We start from the raw sequence: 23,070 nt of genomic DNA, 5'->3' as shown, positions 1-23,070 counted from the left end.
TACCGTTTCGCGCTTGAGGTGGGGGTCTTCTCGCCAGATATGATAAATTCTTTTAAGTTAGAAGCTACTTCTTTACAGTTTCTGTTTCAAGGACGCTAATTTCCGCAGCCGATGCCCAGCCGTTAACACCCGCCGTTACTTCGAGCTTGACATATGATGCATCTGTCGGATCGAAAGTTGCTACTTTCTCCGCATTGTCGTTTGCCCAAGTTCCGCTTGCAACTTTAGTAAAGGTCACTCCATCTGTACTTACATAAACGTTATATCCTGTAATATTTCCGTTGCTGCCTGATGGCCTTGGTAAATACGCGATTTTATCGATTGGGTAAGTTCCTCCAAGATTTAAGGTGATTGATTGAGGAAGTACATCAGATTTATCCCACTTTGTATGCCAAATAGTTTGTGAATTTCCGTCAATCGCCATGGATGCTGAATTATTTGCACCAACCGTTTCCTGACTTGTCGCCGTTGCCGTCATTTGAGACTGAGGGATCTTATTAACCGTTACTTTAATACTTGTTGTCAAAGGGACGTTATTGGGATTTTCCACCCCATTTGGCAAAGTTACAGTTCCATTTACAGTGAAGGTCTGTACAGTCTTTACCGTAGGATCATAGTCTTCACGAGCTGCTTGTCAGCTAAGAGGCGCCTAGGCTCTTACCTCGACCGGACTATACCAGCTAGTTGTGCCTGACTTGGTTAGACACGCAATAATAAAAAAGAGCTAGCAAAAATACCGCTAACTCTCGTATTGATCAATAAATAGCCTAATTACAATCTTTGAATCAACCAATAAAATGCCAGCACAAAAATAAGGCAAGACGTTGAGATCATCATTTTACGATACCATGGGAACCTTCGCAGCCATATCAAGAGGGGCAGTACTAGGCATAAGATCAATAGTTGGCCTGTTTCCACACCTAAATTAAACATCAGGAGTGAGCCAATCAGATTTTCTTTTGGAAGTCCTGTTTCAGCTAAAGCCCCGGCGAAGCCCATACCGTGAATCAGGCCAAATATGGCTGTCAATATCCACCGCCATTTCGCCTTTTGAACAAACATATTTTCCACTGCCACATAACAGATCGTCAGGGCAATCAAGACTTCGACCCAATGCGAACTGACCTGAATACGGTCGGTGGCCACCAAGAATAGTGTTATGCTGTGGGCGATTGTAAAAGCAGTAACAATTTCCAACGCATCCTTGAAGCGAGATGCGATTAATACTAAGGATAACAAAAACAGCAAATGATCATAACCTGTCAAAATGTGTTCGATTCCAAGCTTAAAGTATTTCCACAAAACAGCGCCAATCTTAGGCTGGGGAACGTTGCTCAGATTATCACTTTTAGTGCTATCAATATGGGAAAGGTTGATCAGAATATCTCTATTAGTGCTATCAATCATATCCTGCTGAAAATATTCCCCTGCATGGACCATGAGTACACTCGTATGAGCAGGCGCATCGTTAAACACCAGATCGTAATGAAGATTAAATTGTTCGATTTCTTCATCGGCGATAAACTTCAGTTGAAATTCCATGCCTCTTACGGCACCCTTTTGTGCCATGTTCATCGAAACCAATTCCATCGTTAAGGGCTTCGAATCCGCATCTATGCGAAGACCTTTCTGTAGATAGGATTCGATTTTTTGCTGGGCCAGTTCATCGTTCACCAGATTATCCAGGTCAGTACCGAATTGTGGAAACAAGTCTGTTTGTTCAATAAAAAGATCATAGAGAATCTCGTTCCCTTCAATGGTTAAATCCGAGTAATTCATATTTACGGAATGCGCAAGTGAAGTTGTAGCAGTCCCAAAAAATAATAAGATCATGATGATGAACATGGACAGAAATGAACGCTGCTTCATAGCGGAACCCCTTTTCATGAAATGTTAATAATACAATCTGCAATATAGCTTATCCGGTTACGAACGTTCAATCTGCAACTTGAACATGTCGCTCGACTTATTTCAAGCTGTCCAAGAGTGTTTTTACTTGTGGGTTAAGAGTCAATGCGTTCAGAACGATCGTAAGTACCTCTGCGCGTGTGGAGTTGCCCTTCGGATCAAATAAGCCATTGCCCTTGACGCTGATGATTCCCGCTTTTTCCGCATCCTTGACTTGGTTTGCTGCATAAGAGCTTGCGCTTGCTATATCCGCAAAGTTGCCTTTGGAAGCATCTTTGTCCACTTTACTTAAGTCCACAATACGGGATAGAATAATAACCATTTTTTCACGGTTAATCGTTTTGTTCGGCTTGAACGTCCCGTCATCGTATCCGGTAATCACTCCTGCGCTAGCAAGTTTCTCAATGGCGTCTTTACTCCCAGTGTCTGTCAATATCTTTCACAACAACCGACTGGACAACAATTAGGTCAATTTCTACACCGACGGCGCCAGCGACTGTCACATTACATATGAAATATGAGCCGGTATCCCGTTGCAGAGCGAGGAAATGCAGCTTTAGTACACCTTTGGTACCATTAATCGTCCAAATAGATGAGGGGGAGAAAATTGATCTCCCCCAGTTTCATTATCGATCCATCCTAAATTTCGCTAATGTGATAACACCTGCGTGAATTCAATACAATAAATTAGAAGCTAATTCTTTACAGTTTCTGTTTCAAGGACGCTAGTCTCCGCAGCCGGAAGCACCGGCGCGAAAATTTTCATTTCCGACAAACCGACATTTGGTCCGCTTCCACCGGATACCTGGAATTTGACCCATGTCACCGTCTTGTCAGGGAAAGTTACAGAATAAGCACTCCCGTCATTCGGGATTCCTGAAACCGTCACAGTGCTTCCGTCGCTAAAGGTAAGCGTTCCGCCGGGCGCCCAGTCAGCTAAATTTGGCCGATCATGAAAGATAATCTTGTTGAACGTTTGATTCGTTTCCCAATTCAGCTGGATCCATGGATTCTGTTCTCCCTTGGATGCCCATTCGCTACTACCCGATTGCCCTATGATGCCATCGAACGCTTTGTCGGGAGAATAATTGTCATTGAAATACGATGAAGCGGTAACTGCGGCGGTCCACGCTGGGATCTTATTAACCGTTACTTTAATGCTTGTTGTCAAAGGCACGTTATTGGGATTTTTCACCCCAGTTGTCAAAGTTACAGTTCCATTTACAGTGAATGTCTGTACAGTCTTTACAGTGGGATCATAGTTTGAAGCATCTACATTCCATGTCACATCGGCATCCACCCTGCCTGCATCGGTATCCAAGGATACTTTCTTTGGCAATCCAAGGGCGTCCGCTGTCTTCGCCGTTCCGATTGTCACCTCTGTTATGTCAGCAGGCGCAGTGATGCTGTTTAAATTAACATTTTGAGGCTCAATGTCAATGTCCTGCGACGAACGGTTATACATGGAATCGTCAGCGAATACCCTGAGTATATATGGAGTAGTCGGCGACAAATCTGTAAACTTATAATGTCTGTATTCATCGAATGGTTTGTCTAACGGCAGCGAAAGGCTATTAAACGATTTGTCCACTTTCCCCGTGAGCTTGTTGATAAGCTGAATATTATATTCCAAAACGCGCACATTGTCTTTTGCTTGCTTTATTGTAAAAGCAAGTTCGTTGTTTTTGTAGGAATCGACCGTAATACCCTCTTCAAACTGCGGAGCTATGAGTTCTCTTATATCGCTCCTGCTATAGGTAAAGGCCTCTTTGCCTTCACCAACGACTTTTACAGAAGGTGTGCCTACATATTCATCTGTACTTAAATTATACTGTTTGATGATCATTTTTGAACCGTAAACCTCTATGAAATTCGCGATGCGAGGTGTGGTTTTGTAATTGATATACGAGCCTTCTATATATCCGCCGTACGGACCGTTATCAATATAGCTGGAATATGAACTCGCACCGCTGTCGAGATACGTAGCCGCACCTTGATAGTGAGAACGTTCGTCGGTCGGGTCGTATTGCGTATGACCTGACATATATACCACCTGCGAAAAATTATTGTCGGCAATATATTTACCTACATTATTACTTGCCGCGCTGCTCCATGCCGATCCCCACACGGTTCCGCTTATAGGGTAGTGAGAAGATACAAATATGGGTTTGGTTGGATCGTAATCCGCTTCTTTTTTAATTTGGTCAAGGAAATTTTTGGTTTTTCCCACCGTATTGGCGTTGTTATAATTTCCGTCAAAACCCACAAAATTATATCCTTTTACCTTTACCCTATAAGCACTATTAAAGAAATCGTTATCGTATGAATTCGTTGAAGCGTTCCACGCGCCCGCCGAACCGACAGGTATAAATTGTTCGGCGCCGCCCATATCATGGTTGCCTCTTACCATATAAAGCTTCGTATTGTCAAACAGACCCTCACCTTTAAGTTTATTGTATATGTCTGTCAGATTTTTCATCCACACATATTCATTGGCGTTGTTGCCGCCGGTAACGTCGCCAGGAATAAAGAGTACGTCGGCCTGTGGGAATAGTCTCAGTTCTGTTCTGTAATCTTTTTCAATGCGCGCGATTGTTGCGGGATTAGCACTTACTTCCGGGTCGCTGTCCACAATCATATTTAAACCGGCGGGAGTTAATGTTTTATTGCTTTTTTGATAGATAAATATGGCGTTGTTTAATTCACGTTCGTAATAATTGATGGTTTCCTGTGTATATAATTTTTCTTTTTGCGTTGTTGCAACCGTAGATGCCGTATTCAAAACCTTTTTCAAATAATCAAAATCGGTTTGGCTGAAGCCATTGCCGAGACCGCTTGCTATTATTTTATTTGCTTCTGATATTTTGTCGTTAAGTGCCTTCATATCTACTTTATTTACAGCGTAACTATTATAATTCGCTTGAACTACATCACCGCTAAATGCACCTTTCCAAACATTAAGATCAGCTATATCGAATGAATTACCGCCATGTTTGCCCAATCCGTCGCTACCTATATTTAATGGGTTCGATGTATCTAAAGTTCCGACCCCCAGTGAAGTTTCAGTCATTTTGTAACCATCAATATACAACGATGCGAGCATTTTATCTCTGTCTACAACAAATGTCACGTAACGCCAATCGGAAGCATTAAACGCGTCACGCCCAAATTTTACTGATGCGGTCGGGAATCCTAAATTCATATTGACCGAATTAGCTGATGTATAAATCGCCCAGCCTTCGTTAGAACTCTTAGTAAAATCCTTGTTTGATAATATTACCTGATTATTGTTAGTGTCACCCTTATACCAGAAGGATGTGGTATAACTGTCATTACCAAAATTCAAGCTATGCTTCGTACCGACATAATTGCCGTCTCCGCTTTCTAAGTGCAGAGCTTTGGTCCCTGGTAACACACCGTCTACATAACTATGATTTCCATTTGCTGTCAAATTCTCTTGATTTACATCGTCCTTTAAATTATTATCGAATTTCATCGATGCAATAAGGGGGTTGGCATTTAATACTGCGTTCGTGGGTAATGAAGTTTTTTTGTCACCATTTGATGGTAAACTAACTACAACGCGTAATTTTTTACCAATATCATTTAACGTTACGGTGTAGCTTTTGGATGTACCACCCGATTTGACATTAATATATTTATCGCTTATACGTGATTCCTGTACTTGCCATTGAAATGTGAGATTTTTGCCATCTGACCCATGACCCATGATTGCACTAGCGGTGATCGTTTGACCGTAAACTGGCTGCATATTGTCGATTTTGACGAGTTTGTCGTCCGATTCGTTTGCAAGTGCGTCTGTGGTGGTCGATAACATAACGAATATCATCGTGAATACGAGGGAAATGGATAATATTCTTTTCATTACAGAAAACCTCCATATTTTAAGTATTTTAAGAGTCTGTTCAAAAAGCTTGTAAAATTGAGAAAAATAACAGAGCCGTAGTGAAACTTTGATGCGGAACTCATTGATTATATCGATCATGTCGACGACTCCATTGTGCTGGAGAAGGTCGCCCCGCTTTACAAGGATGGCGGGCATCCTCCCATCGATCGGGATGAGAGGAGATTTTTCGTCACGGAAATCCCCCTTTCGTTTCCAAAATTGGTATTTTTTTAATAGGCTCTTTTTGAATTGTAATGTAAAAATATTATATTTATATTTTCTCAGAGTTAATTTATTGTAAAGTATGAAAATTTAGATTTATGTAAAATAATGGGATTGCAGATAAAAGTATCTAGTATATTCAAGGGAAACTTAATAGTTTATCAACCAAATATTTTATTTATGGGGTACCGCCACATGCCCATCAAGCTAAGGTTGAGTATTCGATGAACTTCCGTTCTTGTTGCCTATATGCTTGATATTTTGTTTATTTGTTTTTAAAAATACGCATTCCAAATAAACCTTGATAAGGTGTATTTTTAAAGATTATGCAGTTTTCTGCTTTAGATTAGATACAGTGCACTGATAAATGACGCCTAAAATATCAAAGACTGTCTTTTTCTCATATCGATGGGATTTCCGTCCGTTTTTCTGTAAGAGGGCAAACAGACGAAGGAAAATTTTTGATACTTCTTGGGTGTCTTTTTGCATAGCTTCATATACTAAGTACAGATGATCTTGAATCATATAAATTGCTTTATATTCACTTAATTCTTTTTGTTTTTTCTGTAGTAACAGTTGTCGCATTTTGAACATAGTGGAAGAACAAAGAAAAATGGCGATTAACTGTCCATAAAGATGACATTCTAGACGCTCTCGCTTAATGTTGTGACAATGATTGATACCAAATAGAGATTTCCATGTTTTAAATACAATCTCTATTTGCCAACGTAGTGAGTAGATCTCATGAACCTGTTCCATCGGAACAATTTCCCATGGTATGTTGGTAATATAAACATTGATTTCTGTTAAACGTTTACTTTTTTCAGAGTATGTAACTCCTTTTTTCTTTTCAACATAAGATTGCTGTTTCCTGCGTTTATGAATTTGAGTTGATGTAAGTCTGTATATTACAACTCGTGAGGGTAATTTTTGTTGTCCAACATATGCATTCCGAATTTCATAAGTATTCCCTGGTTTTATCTGATGCATGATATCTTCAAGGTCAAGTAAAACATATAAAGATTGCTTTTTAACTGTCCCATCCCGAAAGAATTCTGACGATTCATTTTTTACATATACTCTATTATTTAATTTCAACCGTGAAACGTAGAATACCCCTCGTTGATCCATCTGGTCTAAATCTTTTAGAGAAAAATATCCTAAATCTCGAATACACAAATCTCCTGGTCGTAAGGTATCCAAACACTTTGTACCAAAGGTTTTATCATTATTTTTACCTGGTTCCATTTGAAAATTGAGGAATTTCCCACTATGTAAATCATACTCTAGTTGAATCTTAATGCCGGCTGTTTGTGCACATCCTCCTGAACCAGGATAAATAGGAGCTAAATGATTGGGTACTTGAAAAATAGTAGCATCTAAAATACGTATACGTTGAAAATAAGAAGTGTATTGGTTTGAAATTTGAGATGAATCGTTTAGTTTGCTTTTGACTAAAAGGGAAAATACACGCTGTAAAAATAAAACGGCGTATCGGTTAAAACGTCGATTAAGTCCTTCTGGACTCATGAGTGTAGCTGTATTTGCATAAAGTTGACTACATAATCGAGTGAGAGAATCGCTTGCTACGTGTTGACTAATCCAAATACATAAAGCGGCCAAATCTCGTGCGCCATACTTACTTTTACGTTTTACGAAACCCGTCTCTTGCGCGAGCTGTTGAAGGATGTTTGGAGATAGATATCGCTGTAGTTCTTCAGCGAATAAATGAAGCTCATCTTGAATCGATAGAGTCATACAAAACGCCATCCTTTCTGTATATTTCTACAAAAAGAATAGCGTTTTTTTGATTATATGGATACAAATTTATCTTAGCTTGATAGCGATGTGGCGCTACCCCATTATAGAAATATCTTAAAATAGATATCTGATGTCATTTATTCAAAAAAAAAACCTTTGTTACATCATAACGCCATTATCTTTGAATGAATACCATTTCCCATCAATGAAATGTTTTCCTACTGCCATTGCACCATTAGATTGTAAATAATACCAATTTCCATCTTTTTGTAACCAGCCTGTTTTCATCGTTCCGTCTTCATTCATGTAATACCATTTTCCATTCACTTCTACCCAGCCTGTTTGCATCGCACCATCTGCATTCATGTAGTACCATCCATTCACTTGTACCCAACCTGTTTGCATCATTCCATTTCCAATCATGTAGTACCATTTTCCATTCACTTCTACCCAGTCTGTTTGCATCATTCCATCTTCATTAAAGTAATACCAATAGCCGTTAATATTTTTCCAATCTCTAGCCATAGAACCATCTTCATTAAAGTAACGCCATTGTCCAAAATGCAAACCGTCGGGGTCACCAAAATATACCACTCCAGTAGACATGGCTCCATTATCATCAAAGTAATACGTTTTTCCATTAATAGTATTTAAATTTGTAGCCATAGATCCTTTTTCATAAAAGTAATACCATTTTCCGTTGATATTTTTCCAGTCTTTAATCATAGTTCCATCTTCGTTAAAGTAATACCAATTTCCATTGATATTCTTCCATCCAGTAGCCATATATCCGTTGCTATCAAAGTAATACCAGTTACCATCAATTTTTCTCCAATCCGTAACCATAGATCCATCTTCATCAAAGTGATACCATTTCTCTTTATCTTGTAGCCAACCTGTTTTCTTCACACCATTTTGGTCATAGAAATACCATGTATTTCCCTCTTTTACCCAACCTGTTTTCTTCATTGCTTGTTCTGCTTTTGGCGCAATCTGTTTTACAGGTTCCTGTTTTTCTGCATGAGATACTGCAGGCACTACAAACATTGCAGACATTAAAACTGGCAAAATAACTTTCTTCATTTTCCATATCCCCCAAATAATGAATAATTTTAGTTTTTATTTCCATAAACAGAATTATATTAGGGTATTAAAATATAATCAATAGTTTTTGTAACGAAAATGTAATCTTTTTTAATATATCGACACAAAAAGTCTATTAATGTAATTATCGTTACTTTTTTGTTACATTATAGATATCATTACACATCTATCAGCTTAAGAGATTAATTGTCTCAAAAACGAAAAAGATGAGTCGAATTCTCAGTAATAACTGTAAAAAGGTAAAATTTTCGTTATGGGGGTGACCCGTTTTCTTAGGTTGATGGCAATGGGGTACCGCCAACATTTTGGAAAAAACCCACGCTAAGCAAAAAAATAAAATAAGCTATCCATATGGACAGCTCATTTACATAATTTTCGAAAGCGGAAGTTCTATTTTAGTAAACTCATAGCAACTACAATACATCCAACTATAAATAATTCTTTTTTAAATATGTATTTTTATCTTTACTTAGGATATGCTACAGTCTTTTCCTTAAAAATGTTTCCATAATATCTCCCTTAAATCTTTCGTAATTGAACTGAAAAGCGACATTATGTGTTTTATAACCTGGATTTGTCACAAAACGAAAGTCTGCGATACTTTGACCAAATCCTTCTCCTTGATCGGGAATTACTTTGATGGGCACTTTTGACAGACGAACTGCATCTGGATTCAACAAATACCATATTGTTACAAAATCATGCATAGGGCTTCCTCCTATGCCAGGATTCGATTTAGAGTAGAAATTATAGTAGTAGTCTAACATAGGTTTGATGATGAGTCCTGCAAGGTCTTGTGTATTCCGGTGAAATGCATCAATTTGTTGAACCATTTCAGGTGTAACAATCGCGTGTTGAGTGACGTTTAATGGAATAATTGTCAAATTCTTTGCATGCTGCAGAATTAAGTTTGCTGCATAAGGGTCTGCGTAAAAGTTAGCTTCAGCCACAGCAGTCACGTTTCCGGGGTAAAAAAAGGCTCCACCCATGCAAATGTATTCTTTCACATTCCGCATTGCTTCTAAATTTAAAATAAATGACGTAGCCAATGAGGAAAGTCTTCCCAAATTGATAATTGTAAGATCGTCTAAATTTGAGTTTATAATTTTGTAAATATCATTTATGGGATAAATTGGATAAGGAATTTCAGGTGGAATGATAGGTCCTAGTCCTACTTTTCCATGTACTTCAGGAAAATATTGAACCAATATACCTGTTAAAGGTACAGAAGCACCGAGAAATACGGGTATCTCTTTCCTTCCCGAAATATACTTCAAATAGTTAATATTTTTTATAGCATTCTCTCTCGATACATTTCCATAATCCGCTACAATTCCTACAAGTTGGATATCATTACGAAAAAAGGTGTACAGAATAGCAAACGCATCATCAATTCCCAAATCTGTAAACAAGAGAACTTTTTTGGGCATATATTTTCCTCCAAAAGCCATAAAATTTTATTTTTACTAAGGATGTAATGAATAGGCTTGTACTATATTTGATATATATTTTATATATTCTTCAATAGTACATTCTGTTCATCTATAACTTTAGATATCTTATATGTGTTTGCATCTAAAAAAGTATTTTTGTTTTGTATATCGTATACAAGTGCAGTTAACATAACGTATCATTATCAGCAGTAATCAAATCCCAGAAATCCGTTCATATCAAGAGTTTTCCAGCCTTCTGTTCCCTCCGCTGTATGCAGGATTTCATACAGCCCTGTTAACAATAGCATTAGGCAGTTTAAACCGTTTTCGTAGCCTGTATGAAATCCTGCATATCCTTATCGTATAAAATCCGCGTTTTGCCGTCAGTACCCCATATAGAGATTTGGCTCTCTTTTTTTATTTCACTCGACAAAATCTGACAAAACAGTTGTAACTGAATTTGTTATGATTGTTCAGGAATTTAAAAATAAAACATTCGAAATGAGGATATACAAAATGGAATTCGGAATAGATTTACCAAAAGAATTAATCTATAAGGGATACTCAAATCAGAGTATTACCTTGAATATTCCCAAACCTCAACATGTAAAATGGAGTTTAGTAGAAAAAACTATTCCTTCAGAAATGTTAGGAATATATGTAGTCTTCGATAAAGTCGCAGAGGACGAAGATGATTGGTTTACTCCTAACCCCCTAAATAACTTGCACGAGCGGAACAGACGCTGCCTATACGTTGGCGAAGGGCAAATTCGGAATAGATTAACTAACAAAAAAAATAAATACAGACCCTATGCTGGAGAAGTGATTTATTACGAAGTTCCAAATATCGAAGATAGGAAACTTTTCGAACGATTATTAATAAAACATTTTAGACCTATTTTTAATAAAGATGGATTCGCTTTACCACACCAAGCCCTAAAAAAATACTGGAGAGATAGAGATAAACTTGAAAAATCTGTGGTAAGTAACATTGCGGAAACATTAAAAGACATGGAAAGGCCAGCAGAGGGTAAGGTTTTATTTGACTACATTTATACTAAGTATAATTGGCCGTTAAATTATATAAATGAAGTCATTAATCAAGCAAGTGCTTGTAATAACCATCAACAAGCACTCGCTAATAACCCTGCATTTCAAGATTACTTAGAAATTCTAGAAGAATTCGATTTCGATACTTACTACAAAACATTGCAGCCGAAACCAAAGAAAGCATCTAAACCAAAGTCGAGAAAGAAATCAAATAAAAGAAGAAAGAAAAAATAGATAAATATGGTAAAATGATATTTAGATGAAAGTCCGAATACATATTATTAAAATGGTTCAAGTTGGAGGAAGGCACCTTAGGGCGTCTTTTCTTTTTTCAAAAGGATCTGCTCAATTAGGGGTACTGACGCATGCCCATCAACTTAAGAAAACAAATCCACCCCAAAACGAAGAAATGAGCTTTTTTATTACAAGTTAGGACAAAATCTCGTTCTGGGGGAGTTGTATTTTCTTAGCTTGATAGCGATGGGGTACCGCCAACATTTCGTAAATTTTGTACGCTAAGCGAATTTTAACCTAAAAAAAGTCGAATTCCTGTACACTAAGGAATCGACTTTTTTAGATTGGCTTGTTCAACTAAAGCACCCTTTACTTTAAGTACAATATTTCACAATCTGGATTGATTGAGCGATGATGGCTCAATATTATTTTTCTAAGTTTACTATTTTACTTCCTTCTCAATGGTCTGCTTTATTACTTGAGATGCTCGATCAATACGGATTCTCATTTCAGGTTCTGTATGATTTGGTAGAAAATCAGTGATCCAGACGAGAATACTTTCGTTCTCATCCTTTGCAAAAACTTGAAAAGAAGCATGATGATGAATTAAGGGTGGATTACTTCCATCGACAACTGCATAAGAGAGCCGATATGTTTCGGCATCAATCGAAACAATCCGTTCACGTACTACTCCTCCATGTGGAAAATATAGAATTCTATCATTACCGTCTAACTGGGTATCCAAAGTATACCCTGGTACAAACCGTTGATGTACAGCACCGATATCACTCACTGCGTCCCATACTTGATCAGTATTTGCTTCAATTACGATTTCTTTACGAATAGTAGCCATATCTTTCTCCTCCTTACCCATTATTATATTTTTGATTAATATGTAAGTGGATAAAAAACTAAATAATTAATGTGTTTTTTTCAACTTTTCTATTTATTGGTTATTGGAAGCACAAATTTTACAATTAGGATCTTTACATAGTTCTCCATAATGCATAATGACCTCCAATAAACTTTGAAAATATTTTTTCTTACACTCTCTACTATATATGTTACTATGAATTTTTCTCTAATCTGCTTCGTTAGTTTAAGTACATTCCTTCACAATATCATCCATATATCAACATAAATATCCAGTTTTTTTAAAGGTGTTGTTCAATTATATGGCCCGATTGTGGAAAACAAGAGATTTTTTATCCCACTAAATAAGATCTGCCTTATCAAACTAGAACTTTTTATAAACCTCTGCGTATGCAATTTTCAATTGCTCACGTATTTTTTTATTTTCTTCCTCTAACTTCTTATTCTTACGTTTAAGCAATTCAATAAGAGCTTCCTTTTTATTATACAACAAACGTAAAAATATTCTGATTATTAACATTTATTCCATGTACTTTTAGTTTAGTTTGTTTTATAGTTAAGTTAACTTAACTATTAAGTGAGGTGTTTTAAGTGTGAAAAATAATCTTATTCAACAAATTAATGGTTTACAAAATCATTTAAACGTTCAAGTAGCAAGTAGATTTGAGCATAAAATTGATAATCAACTGACAGCTAAGCAAGTTTTATTATTAGAGCTAATTCGGGCAGGTGTCACTTCAGCGAAGGATTTAGCTACCCAATTGCATACTTCAACGAGTGCAGTTAGTCAACTTCTTAATAAATTAGAAACAAAAGAATACATTACCCGCAGTATTAATAAAGAAAATCGTCGTGAAATCATATTAAAATTGGCGACGAAGGGCGAGCGGTATTTCGAAGAATTACAAATGCTCGAAGATGAAATCAACCATAATGTTTATGGACAGCTGCCATTAGAAGACTTGAAGCATTTGATCCGTATACTTGAAAAATTAAATACGATTGTAAAAGGGGAGTAATCTATGTATGTGATTAAAAGAGGAAAGTATATTTGGTTATTATTGCTTTTCGCCATTTTATGTAGTAATTATATGCTCTATCACACGCACATAGGAAACAATCTTCTCCCACCAGAATCAAATATGGTAGTATTAGGGTCATTATTAGACCTAATCATTATGCTGCCTTTATTCTTTATGTTGTATAGCGAGAAGTTTTCTGTAAAAACAGCGATTATTTTATCAGCAGCAGGATGTATACTAGCTGGGTTTCTAATTCCAAATCATCTTTTAGAACCCTTTGCAGCTATTACTTGGGCTGGAATTGTAGTAGAAGCTGCGTTAATCATCTTTGAAATTATATTAATTGTTACATTTGTTCGTTACATGCCAAAAATCGTGAGAAAAGTGAAAATGAGCGAATTACCGATTGTTTTTTCTTTCCCACATGCAATTGATGAATATGTAAAGAAAAATCCAATTATTCATGTGATTTGCTCAGAGGCGATGATGTTTTATTACGCTTTCTTCAGTTGGAAAAAGACACCGCTTACAGGTATAACACTGTATAAAAGTTCAAGTTACATAGCATTTCAAATTATGATGATTCATGCAATTGTTATTGAAACATTAGGTTTCCATTGGTGGCTTCATGATAAATCGATGGTTATTTCGATCATCTTATTAGTGCTCAATATTTATTCTGTAATTTTTTTCTTAGCGGATATTCAAGCTATTCGATTAAATCCAATTTATATAAACAACGGATCTATGTTTCTCTCTCTTGGATTATTAAAGCGCACAGAAATTCAATTTGAAAATATTGAGTGTATTATCGAAGATCCAGCGATTCTAGAAAGTAAGTTATCGACAGATACGATTGATTTTATTGTGCGAGATTTTGAAAAAGTTTACCCACACATGATTTTAAAAATGAAAAAACCTGTAAGAGCAACACTATTCATGGGAATTCAAAAAGAATATTCACAAATAGCTATTCGTTCTGACAACCCAACACAACTTAAAGAAATTATTTTAAGTAAAATGGAAAATAAAAACCTAGATTTTTAAAATAGTTTAGTCAACTATCTATTTGAGCTGTTAGTCCTTCTTGAGTAGAACCAAAACAAGAAATCCCTATTTTCTTTTTTGGGGCTAACTTTAAAGAGCTTTGCTACATAAAGTGAAACTTCCATCAGTGGGAGGCTTCATCCCCCCCACTGATGGAAAGCTCTCACCAATCGGGCTTTTACAGCTGAGAATTAAACCATTTTATTATCTCTATATAATTATTATGTATACACAAAGATGTTTGCTACAAACGAGCAAACATCTTTTTTCTCAGAACAGTATTCATTTTAGTCAGCTTCGGTCAACCGCTTCGCTTCAAAATATAATACTTGAATAAATTTCTTCGTATTAATTCTCGTCTGTCCAGATGAGGCAAGTTCATCCTTCGTCAATTCTGTCATACGTTTTCGTACAATTGTAAAATCAAAAAATTTTGGAGCATAGCTTTCAAACTTCGAATTTGAAAAATCTGTTAAGCCAAGAGAAGCTAAGTGATTTAATGACTGATAAATCGCTCGGCGTACACGTTGTTCAGAAGCTTTTCTTTCTTTATCGATCTCCGCTTCTGCAGCCGTTTCTCCTAATTTTTTAACAGTAATATGGTGAAAAATATCTTTTAATGCTGGGAATCCATACTCAAAGGTTTCTTTCTTTTCTTGCGTAAATAAATATTCCAACATACTCAGTAAATCTTTACTTCCGTTCTCTCCTGCAACTCCAAGTTCCGATAGTAAATATTGACCCGAATCAATAATTTTTTTCTCTTCTAACTGTGGTTCACTTCGTAATCCAGGCTTCTCCCACTGAAATACATTATTCAGTGATTTTTGAATATCTTGAATGGATCGTTCTAAACGAATACGTTCTATCACTTTTCGTACAACTGACAAAACCTCAAGTTTATTAAGAGGCTTTGTAATATAATATTCCACACCAAGGGAATAGGCTTCACCTATTAATTGCTTCGATTCTACTTGAGAGATCATAATCACTTTCCCTGTAAACGATGGTATAATGTTGCGAACAGTTTCAATTCCATCTCGTATTGGCATTAATAAGTCAATAAATAATATATCTACTTTCTTAAAATTTAACTGATCTCCTTCTATGAAAGCACCATCTTCTTCCTCTCCCACTATTTCTCCAAGGTCTTCATCTTCAATGATTTGTGATAGCATAGAACGAAATACTTCGTCATCATCTATGATGTAATAAAACATCCCCCTCATCCTTCCTTAGTCAGACTAGACTCCGGCAGTCTCACAATAAACTTGCAACCTCTTTCATTGTCTCCGTCTTGTAGTATAACCTCTCCCTCAAGTTCCGTCACCATCTCTTTTATATAAGACAGTCCAATTCCTGTTGATGGCGTTCCTGTTTGATCATACTTCGAGGTAAAACCAGGCTTAAACACTAGCTCCTTATATTTCATTGGGATCCCCGGACCATCATCCATCACTTCAAATATGACGAATGCATCTCTCTTCTTTACATGAATCGTAATGGCACCATTGCTATCAATTGCTTCTACAGCATTGGCAACTAAATTATTTAAAATCGACAAAACCGTGTATACATGATACTGCGCATGCTCTCCTTCTAAATGTTTAGAAAATGATATTTCTTTCTCTAATAACTGCGCATACTTCTCGTTAATTCTTATAATCATTTCTACTAGTTCATTTCCATTTATGTACTCTGAAAGATTTTTATCTAAAAGAAGTTTGGATAACCCCGCAAAAATTCTTTGATTATCTTTTTTTATTTCGTGTACTTCCCCTGCAATTTTCAGCGCTTTTTTACCATATGCTTCTATATCATTTTCAGTGTTTCCTACTTTTTTCTGTTGTAAGTTCCGATATAGTTGATACGCTTCTTGTGTGATCATTTCCGCATTTTGCAGCGTTTTCTTCAAATGAACAGATTCCACATATAAATTAGAAAGATGCACAAACATCTTTTCATTTTCTTTCCGAACCTGAGCTTCTTTTAATTTTGTTTCATATAAATTCATCATATTTAAAAAACCAAGAGCAAAAAAGCTTCGAAAAATAGCAATAATAATAATTTTATTAAATTCTGAAACTGTAATCATCGTACCAAGTACAAAAACGTGATAGAAAGCAAGCTCTGACATACTCGAAATAATTTCAATCGTTATCCCAAAACATCCAATGAGAAATGGTTTTTGATGAAATCTGTTTACTTTACATAATGAAAAAAGACTTCCATAAACGGAATAATAAAAAAAGACTGGATAACGCATAGAAAAGGATTCTGAAAAATGAAAAGAACCTTGTAACATCCAGTCAAGAACAATACGAAATGTTACAACAGCTGCCCCAACAATTATACCTGCTAAAGCAGCTGGAATTTTCCTTAAAAATAATAATAAAAAGAAAAAAAGCGGTGTTCCAAAGCTAACACGAAACGTATCATTAAATGGATGAAAATTCAGTTCTCCAGCGATCGGAACAATCACAATTGCAAGGATTAAAATCGAAATATCTTTCTTCCATAATTGGCGCCAGTTCAAATATGCCACTTCCTATTATTTAGTATTCTTATCTTGACTGGTAATATTAAAACATAATAAGGAAAGCCCGCTTATTATATAAACGGGCTTTATTTCTATAGTGTTACCTTTTCAACTGCTTTTATTTGACGATAAACAGGTTGCCACATTGCAGCTTGAACAGCCTTCCTGATATCGTTATCATTTAATTCCTCACGAGCAACTCCTTCAGAAACTGCCGCTTTTGCCACTGCAATCGCAACTATCTCTGAAATGTTACGCAGTTCTTCTACTTCTGGAAGAATCGGTGCACCAGGCTGACTTGTATCTACCATACTCGCTACCGCTTCTGCTGCTGCCGCAAACATACCATCTGTCATTACACGAGCACGAACAACATTTGTACCAAGACCAAGACCCGGGAAGATAAGTGCATTGTTAGATTGTCCAATTACATAAGTAACTCCATTATATGTAACTGGATCAAATGGACTACCCGTTGCAACAAGCGCTCGCCCTTCTGTCCAAGAAATTAAATCTACTGGTTTCGCTTCCGCAAGAGGCGTTGGATTAGACATTGGTAAAATAATTGGTCGTTCCACATGAGCTGCCATCTCTTTTACGATTTCTTCTGTAAATGCCCCAGCAACTGTTGATGTACCGATTAAAATAGTCGGTTGTACATGTTTCACAACTTCAGCAAGACCAAGTGCTTCAGTTTTCTGCCATTCTTTCACTTCTGATTCTTCACGCGCATAAGGACGTTGGAAATCAAGAAGATCACTCATATTATCCGTAAGTAAACCATTGCGGTCAATACACCAAAAACGACGGTTTGCTTCTTCCTCTGATAAACCTAAGCGAACCATTGCATCGCGTACTTGATCTGCAATTCCAATTCCGGCAGTACCCGCACCAAAGACTACAACGCGATGTTCACAAAGTGGAATACCAGAGGATTTCACAGCTGATAACACTCCTGCAAGTGAAACAGCACCTGTTCCTTGTATATCATCATTAAATGTACATACATTATCGCGATATTTATCTAAAATTCTGCGTGCATTACGCGAACTGAAATCTTCCCAATGTAATAATGCATTCGAAAACTTGTTACATACAGCTTTTACAAACAAATCAATAAATGTATCATACGCTTCTCCAGTTACACGCGGATGGCGATTTCCAATATAAAACGGATTATTTAATAACTCTTCATTATTTGTACCAACATCTAAAATAACTGGTAATACACGACTTGGATCAATACCAACTGCTGCTGTGTAAACAGCTAGTTTTCCAATGGCAATATTAATACCACCTACGCCCCAGTCACCAATTCCTAAAATACCTTCACCGTCTGTTACAACGACTAAATCGATGTCTTCTGCGGTTGCACCCATGTTAGAAAACGCTTCTTCAATGCCGCTTGGATCGTCAATTGATAAATATACACCTCGTGGTTTACGATACTCATGACTATACCTTTGAATCGCTACACCAACTGTTGGTGTGTATACAATCGGAAGCATTTCTCGCAAATGATCTGTAAGCAAACGATAAAATAATACTTCATTACGATCATGCAATGCTGTTAAATATACGTTCTTTAACAGGTCATCAGGCTGTGAACAAAACTGTTCATACGCACGACGCGCTTGTTCATCTAGCGTTAACACAGCTGGCGGCAGCAATCCTTTTAATCCTAGTTCTTCTCTTTCTTCTGCTGTAAAAGCGACACCTTTATTTAAAAGTGGTGTTGCTAATACTTCTACTCCTCGTAATGTCGTTTTTAACGTCCCATCTGAGGAAACCATAAATTTACTCATACAATCCCTACCTTTATTTATAAATACCATTTCTATATTGTAAACAAAAAAAGGGGGAAAGTCCCCCCTCTTTTAATTTTTCTTTAAAAGAGCTGCTCCCGCAATTCCTGGGTGCGTCATTTCAAATGGATCTAAAATTAAATCTAATTCTTCTTGTGTTAATACACCGTTTTTCAAGCAAAGTTCACGAACAGATTCACCAGTTGCAATTGCTTCTTTTGCTAGACGAGCTGCTGCTTCATATCCAATATGTGGATTTACAGCTGTAATAATACCAACGCTTTTCTCAACATACTCTTTTAAGCGTCCTTCATTTGCTTCAATTCCTTTTAGACAGTTATCTGTAAAAGCACGGAATCCATTATTCATAATGCTGATAGATTGAAGTAAGTTAAAGACAAGTACTGGTTCCATTACGTTTAACTCTAATTGACCCGCTTCTGAAGCAAGACAAATTGTATGATCGTTCCCAATTACTTGGAACGCAATTTGGTTAATCACTTCTGGCATTACAGGATTTACTTTTCCTGGCATAATAGAAGAACCAGGTTGACGAGCTGGAAGCATAATTTCACCTAATCCAACGCGTGGGCCAGATGCCATTAAGCGCAAGTCATTTGCAATTTTGGACATATTCATCATACATACTTTAAGTGCAGCTGATACTTCTGTATAAGCATCTGTATTTTGCGTTGCATCTACTAAATCTTCCGCTCCAACAAGAGGAAGATTACTAATAGAAGCCAAATGTTTTACTACAGCCTCAATGTACTGTGGATCTGCATTTAACCCTGTACCAACAGCTGTCGCTCCCATATTTACTTCATATAAGTGTTGACGAGATTGCTCGATACGCTTCATGTCACGACCAAGTACACGAGCATACGCTTTAAACTCTTGTCCAAGACGAATTGGTACTGCATCTTGTAAATGTGTGCGTCCCATTTTAATTACATGATCAAATTGTTCTGCTTTCAATTCAAATACATCATGCATATATCCCATTGTTTGCAATAATTCTTCTAACGAATTTAACGTTGCAATATGAATTGCTGTTGGGAATGCGTCATTTGTTGATTGCGCCATATTTACATGACTATTTGGGCTAATATAATGATAGTCTCCCTTTTCCATTTCTAATAATTCAAGGGCACGATTGGCAATGACTTCATTTGCGTTCATATTCATAGAAGTCCCTGCTCCTCCTTGAATCGGGTCAACGATGAAATGCTCATGCCATTTTCCTTCTAAAATCTCTTGTGCTGCTTGTGCAATTGCTGTACCTTTGTTTAACTCTAATCGTCCAATGTCTGTATTCGCAAGCGCAGCCGCTTTTTTCACGATTGCCAATGCTTGAATTAATCCTTCATGGATTTTATAACCTGTAATCGGAAAGTTTTCAACTGCACGCATCGTTTGAACACCGTAATATGCATGCATTGGTACTTCTTTCTCACCTAAAAAGTCTTTTTCAATTCGTACATTTTTTGTAGCTTCAGTTACTGTTGCCATGTTTGTTCACTCCTCAATCTATTTTGTCCCTCATTAACCAACAATGATTCCTATGCCTCAAAATTTTGTAGGAAATAAAAAAATGGACATGAGATATACTACTCACAAAGATCTAATTCGTCCAACTAATAATCAGCGAAAGATAAAAATCCCTCACTGATTAAAATTCCGCCTTTTATGCGACGTTTGTTTGTTGTACAGTTTCTACATAATGCTTTGCTTTCTCTTGATCGAATTCACCTTCCCATTTCGACATGACAATCGCTGCTAATGCATTCCCTAATACATTGACAGTCGTGCGAATCATATCTAAAATGCGGTCAATACCAGCAATTAAAGCAATTCCTTCTACTGGAAGTCCCATAGAACCTAATGTTGCCAATACAACAACAAAGGAAGCACCAGGAACACCAGCCATTCCTTTAGATGTTAACATGAGAACAAATAACAATGTAATTTGCTCCGTCAATGACATGTGTACATTATACATTTGTGCTACAAATAGTGCTGCCAACGCTTGATAAATAGCTGATCCAGTTAAGTTAAATGTATAACCAGTTGGTATAACGAAAGAAGCAATAGCCTTCGGACAGCCGAACTCTTCCATTTTTCGCATAAGATTTGGTAAAACTGCTTCTGAACTTGCTGTTGTAAAGGAAAGAATCAATTCTTCTTTTAAAATTTTCATTAAGGTGAAGATATTTACTCCCACCATTTTTGCATTTATTCCTAAAATAATAATAACAAATAATATAACTGTTACATAAACGGCAAGCACTAATTTTCCTAGCGGAAGCAGCGTACCTACTCCAAATTTCGCAACCGTTACAGCAATAAGTGCAAATACGCCAACCGGAGCAAGTTTCATAACTTGGTTTGTCACCCAAAACATCGCTTCTAATACACCTTCAAAGAAGTTAAAAACCGGTTTGCCTTTTTCCCCAATTGCAGCAACCCCTAAGCCGAATAAAACTGAGAAGAAAATAATCGGCAATAAATCCCCTTTCGCAAGCGAATCAAACACGTTTGTTGGTACAATATGAGTAATTGTATCTGCAAAGCCTTTTTTCTCCGTTGCCTCAGCCGATGCTTGGTATGATGAAATATCACTATGCTGCAAATGGCTCATATCAACGCCCGTTCCCGGATGGAACACGTTTGCTGCGATTAAGCCCATTAAAATTGCAATCGTTGTAACAATTTCAAAATAGAGTATTGTCTTTCCGCCTAATTTGCCAAGCTTTTTCATATCGCCTACACCAGCTACTGCTACAACAAGTGCAGAAATAACAATTGGAACAACAATCATCTTAATTAGATGAATAAAAATATCTCCAAGCGGTTGAATATAAGAGATAGCAGTTTTATTACCAGAAAAGATTGCCCCTACTACAACCCCTAAAATAAGTGCTATCAAAATTTGTGTAGCTAATCCGAATTTTTTCATGTATTTCATCCCTTTCATGCGAACGCTTTCAATTTGAATGTATAAAAGCTTACTCACATGATATAGGTGAACCTACAAAATCAGACAAAAACCTACAAGTTTGTCACAAAAGTTTCGAAAATTTTTCTTAAAATGTTCATTGATGTCGTTTTCAGTATACAACTAAAAAATTAGATTGATGAAATAGTAGATTATTTTGTATAATCTAAAAAGTACATCTATTAAAAACTGAAACGAAAAGGAGGAGATGTTATGAATAGACATACAATGACTTTCATTATAAACCTTTCTTTTCCGTTTCATTTTCTCTTAAAGGAGCAAAGGCATTCGCCTTCGCTCCTTTTTTAATGTTATAAAAAGGGGGAACAAGGATGAAGCCATATAAGCGAGTACTGCTAAAACTAAGTGGAGGTGCTCTCGCCGATCAAGATGGAAACAGTTTTGGTTCTAAACATTTAGAGCATATCGCAACTGAAATTTTATCTATTATCGATTTTGGAATTGAAGTTTCAATTGTCGTAGGTGGAGGTAACATTTTCAAAGGGAATTTGGCTGAAAATTGGGGAATTGATCGCGTAGAGGCAGACAATATAGGTACATTAGGCACAATTATTAATAGCTTAATGTTACGCGGTGTACTAAAAGGGAAAACAGATAAAGACGTTCGCGTCATGACATCTATTCCTATTACTACTGTCGCCGAACCCTACATTCATTTACGAGCCATCCATCATTTAGATAACGGATATATTGTTATTTTTGGAGGCGGAAATGGCCAGCCCTTTGTTACAACGGATTATCCAAGTGTACAACGAGCAATCGAAATGAATAGCGATGCGATTCTAGTTGCAAAGCAAGGCGTAGATGGTGTCTTCACAAGTGACCCAAAACAGAATGAATCAGCAAAAATGTATCACCATTTAAACTATAACGACGTCATTCCAAATAATATAAAAGTGATGGACCAATCAGCATTGCTACTTGCCCGTGACTATCATTTACCCGTCCATATCTTTAACTTCGATGAACCAGGAGTGATGAAAAAAATATGCTTAGGAGAACATATCGGAACTTTAATCAGCCATGAGTTAACAAAACTTGCGGATGAGGACTAACCCTTTTCAGAAAAAATCCGACCGTAATTATGAACATATAATAAGGTGCAGTATTATGCCACACCTTATACTTTCTATAAAAGGAAATGAA

General features: G+C 36.7%; 17 protein-coding genes and 1 pseudogene. 4 read left to right on the top strand and 14 right to left on the bottom strand.

The annotated features are described in order from the left end of the window. Window positions 1–64: 64 nt before the first annotated feature. From WAX78_RS14705 to WAX78_RS14675, 7 genes are all read right to left on the bottom strand, one after another. Window positions 65–478, bottom strand: coding sequence for a discoidin domain-containing protein (locus WAX78_RS14705; RefSeq protein WP_336482995.1), 414 nt, complete (start codon window positions 476–478; stop codon window positions 65–67). 293 nt (window positions 479–771) lie between these two features. Further along, window positions 772–1,869, bottom strand: coding sequence for a HupE/UreJ family protein (locus WAX78_RS14700; protein ID WP_336482994.1), 1,098 nt, complete (start codon window positions 1,867–1,869; stop codon window positions 772–774). Between the two features lie 97 nt (window positions 1,870–1,966). Further along, entirely contained in the window at window positions 1,967–2,341 is a 375-nt protein-coding gene (locus tag WAX78_RS14695; RefSeq protein ID WP_336482993.1) for an S-layer homology domain-containing protein, read from the bottom strand. 261 nt (window positions 2,342–2,602) lie between these two features. Then, complete coding sequence (locus WAX78_RS14690) at window positions 2,603–5,794, bottom strand: DUF7402 domain-containing protein (RefSeq protein WP_336482992.1); 3,192 nt, start codon at window positions 5,792–5,794, stop codon at window positions 2,603–2,605. Window positions 5,795–6,361: 567 nt separating this feature from the next. Continuing rightward, window positions 6,362–7,795 (bottom strand): IS4 family transposase, encoded by a 1,434-nt coding sequence (locus tag WAX78_RS14685; protein ID WP_336482991.1) that lies wholly within the window; start codon window positions 7,793–7,795, stop codon window positions 6,362–6,364. 162 nt (window positions 7,796–7,957) lie between these two features. Next, window positions 7,958–8,881 (bottom strand): nucleoside triphosphate hydrolase, encoded by a 924-nt coding sequence (locus tag WAX78_RS14680; protein WP_336482990.1) that lies wholly within the window; start codon window positions 8,879–8,881, stop codon window positions 7,958–7,960. Between the two features lie 500 nt (window positions 8,882–9,381). After that, a complete protein-coding gene (locus WAX78_RS14675; RefSeq protein WP_336482989.1) occupies window positions 9,382–10,332 on the bottom strand; it encodes a nucleoside hydrolase in 951 nt (316 codons plus the stop codon). A 519-nt stretch (window positions 10,333–10,851) separates the two neighbouring features. On the opposite strand from WAX78_RS14675, the gene WAX78_RS14670 reads away from it, so the two are divergent. Continuing rightward, window positions 10,852–11,619 carry a hypothetical protein gene (locus tag WAX78_RS14670; RefSeq protein WP_336482988.1) on the top strand — a complete coding sequence of 256 codons (768 nt, stop codon included), beginning with the start codon at window positions 10,852–10,854 and terminating at the stop codon, window positions 11,617–11,619. Between the two features lie 442 nt (window positions 11,620–12,061). Here the strand turns inward: WAX78_RS14670 and WAX78_RS14665 are convergent, their stop codons facing one another. Both WAX78_RS14665 and WAX78_RS14660 read right to left on the bottom strand, forming a co-directional pair. Further along, window positions 12,062–12,472 carry an SRPBCC family protein gene (locus WAX78_RS14665; protein WP_336482987.1) on the bottom strand — a complete coding sequence of 137 codons (411 nt, stop codon included), beginning with the start codon at window positions 12,470–12,472 and terminating at the stop codon, window positions 12,062–12,064. A gap of 384 nt (window positions 12,473–12,856) precedes the next feature. Next, window positions 12,857–12,976 (bottom strand): annotated as a pseudogene (locus WAX78_RS14660) (DUF6262 family protein); the annotation flags it as partial. Window positions 12,977–13,085: 109 nt separating this feature from the next. On the opposite strand from WAX78_RS14660, the gene WAX78_RS14655 reads away from it, so the two are divergent. Together WAX78_RS14655 and WAX78_RS14650 are read left to right on the top strand one after the other, a co-directional pair. After that, window positions 13,086–13,511, top strand: a complete 426-nt coding sequence (locus WAX78_RS14655; protein WP_336482986.1) for a MarR family winged helix-turn-helix transcriptional regulator — start codon at window positions 13,086–13,088, stop codon at window positions 13,509–13,511. Between the two features lie 3 nt (window positions 13,512–13,514). Then, window positions 13,515–14,561 carry a beta-carotene 15,15'-monooxygenase gene (locus tag WAX78_RS14650; protein ID WP_336482985.1) on the top strand — a complete coding sequence of 349 codons (1,047 nt, stop codon included), beginning with the start codon at window positions 13,515–13,517 and terminating at the stop codon, window positions 14,559–14,561. Between the two features lie 287 nt (window positions 14,562–14,848). On the opposite strand, the gene WAX78_RS14645 is transcribed toward WAX78_RS14650, so the two are convergent. The 5 genes from WAX78_RS14645 to WAX78_RS14625 all read right to left on the bottom strand — a co-directional run bounded on the left by WAX78_RS14645 (window position 14,849) and on the right by WAX78_RS14625 (window position 21,864). After that, complete coding sequence (locus WAX78_RS14645; protein ID WP_336482984.1) at window positions 14,849–15,781, bottom strand: response regulator; 933 nt, start codon at window positions 15,779–15,781, stop codon at window positions 14,849–14,851. A gap of 5 nt (window positions 15,782–15,786) precedes the next feature. Further along, the gene (locus WAX78_RS14640; protein WP_336482983.1) at window positions 15,787–17,097 is read right to left on the bottom strand and encodes an ATP-binding protein; all 1,311 of its coding nucleotides are present in this window, start codon (window positions 17,095–17,097) and stop codon (window positions 15,787–15,789) included. A gap of 95 nt (window positions 17,098–17,192) precedes the next feature. Next, window positions 17,193–18,926, bottom strand: a complete 1,734-nt coding sequence (gene malS / locus WAX78_RS14635; protein ID WP_336483033.1) for an oxaloacetate-decarboxylating malate dehydrogenase — start codon at window positions 18,924–18,926, stop codon at window positions 17,193–17,195. 51 nt (window positions 18,927–18,977) lie between these two features. Beyond that, window positions 18,978–20,417, bottom strand: a complete 1,440-nt coding sequence (aspA, locus tag WAX78_RS14630) for an aspartate ammonia-lyase (RefSeq protein WP_336482982.1) — start codon at window positions 20,415–20,417, stop codon at window positions 18,978–18,980. 175 nt (window positions 20,418–20,592) lie between these two features. Then, entirely contained in the window at window positions 20,593–21,864 is a 1,272-nt protein-coding gene (locus tag WAX78_RS14625) for a cation:dicarboxylate symporter family transporter (RefSeq protein ID WP_336483032.1), read from the bottom strand. Between the two features lie 371 nt (window positions 21,865–22,235). Here WAX78_RS14625 and pyrH point away from each other — a divergent pair, with 371 nt between their 5' ends. Then, the gene (gene pyrH / locus WAX78_RS14620) at window positions 22,236–22,979 is read left to right on the top strand and encodes a UMP kinase (protein ID WP_336482981.1); all 744 of its coding nucleotides are present in this window, start codon (window positions 22,236–22,238) and stop codon (window positions 22,977–22,979) included. Window positions 22,980–23,070: the final 91 nt, after the last annotated feature.

It is taken from the genome of Bacillus yunxiaonensis, assembly GCF_037104695.1.
Classification (GTDB): Bacteria; Bacillota; Bacilli; order Bacillales; family Bacillaceae_G; genus Bacillus_A; species Bacillus_A yunxiaonensis.
The sequence above is the reverse complement of the archived record's forward strand: the minus strand, read 5'-3'. Positions and strand labels throughout refer to the sequence as shown.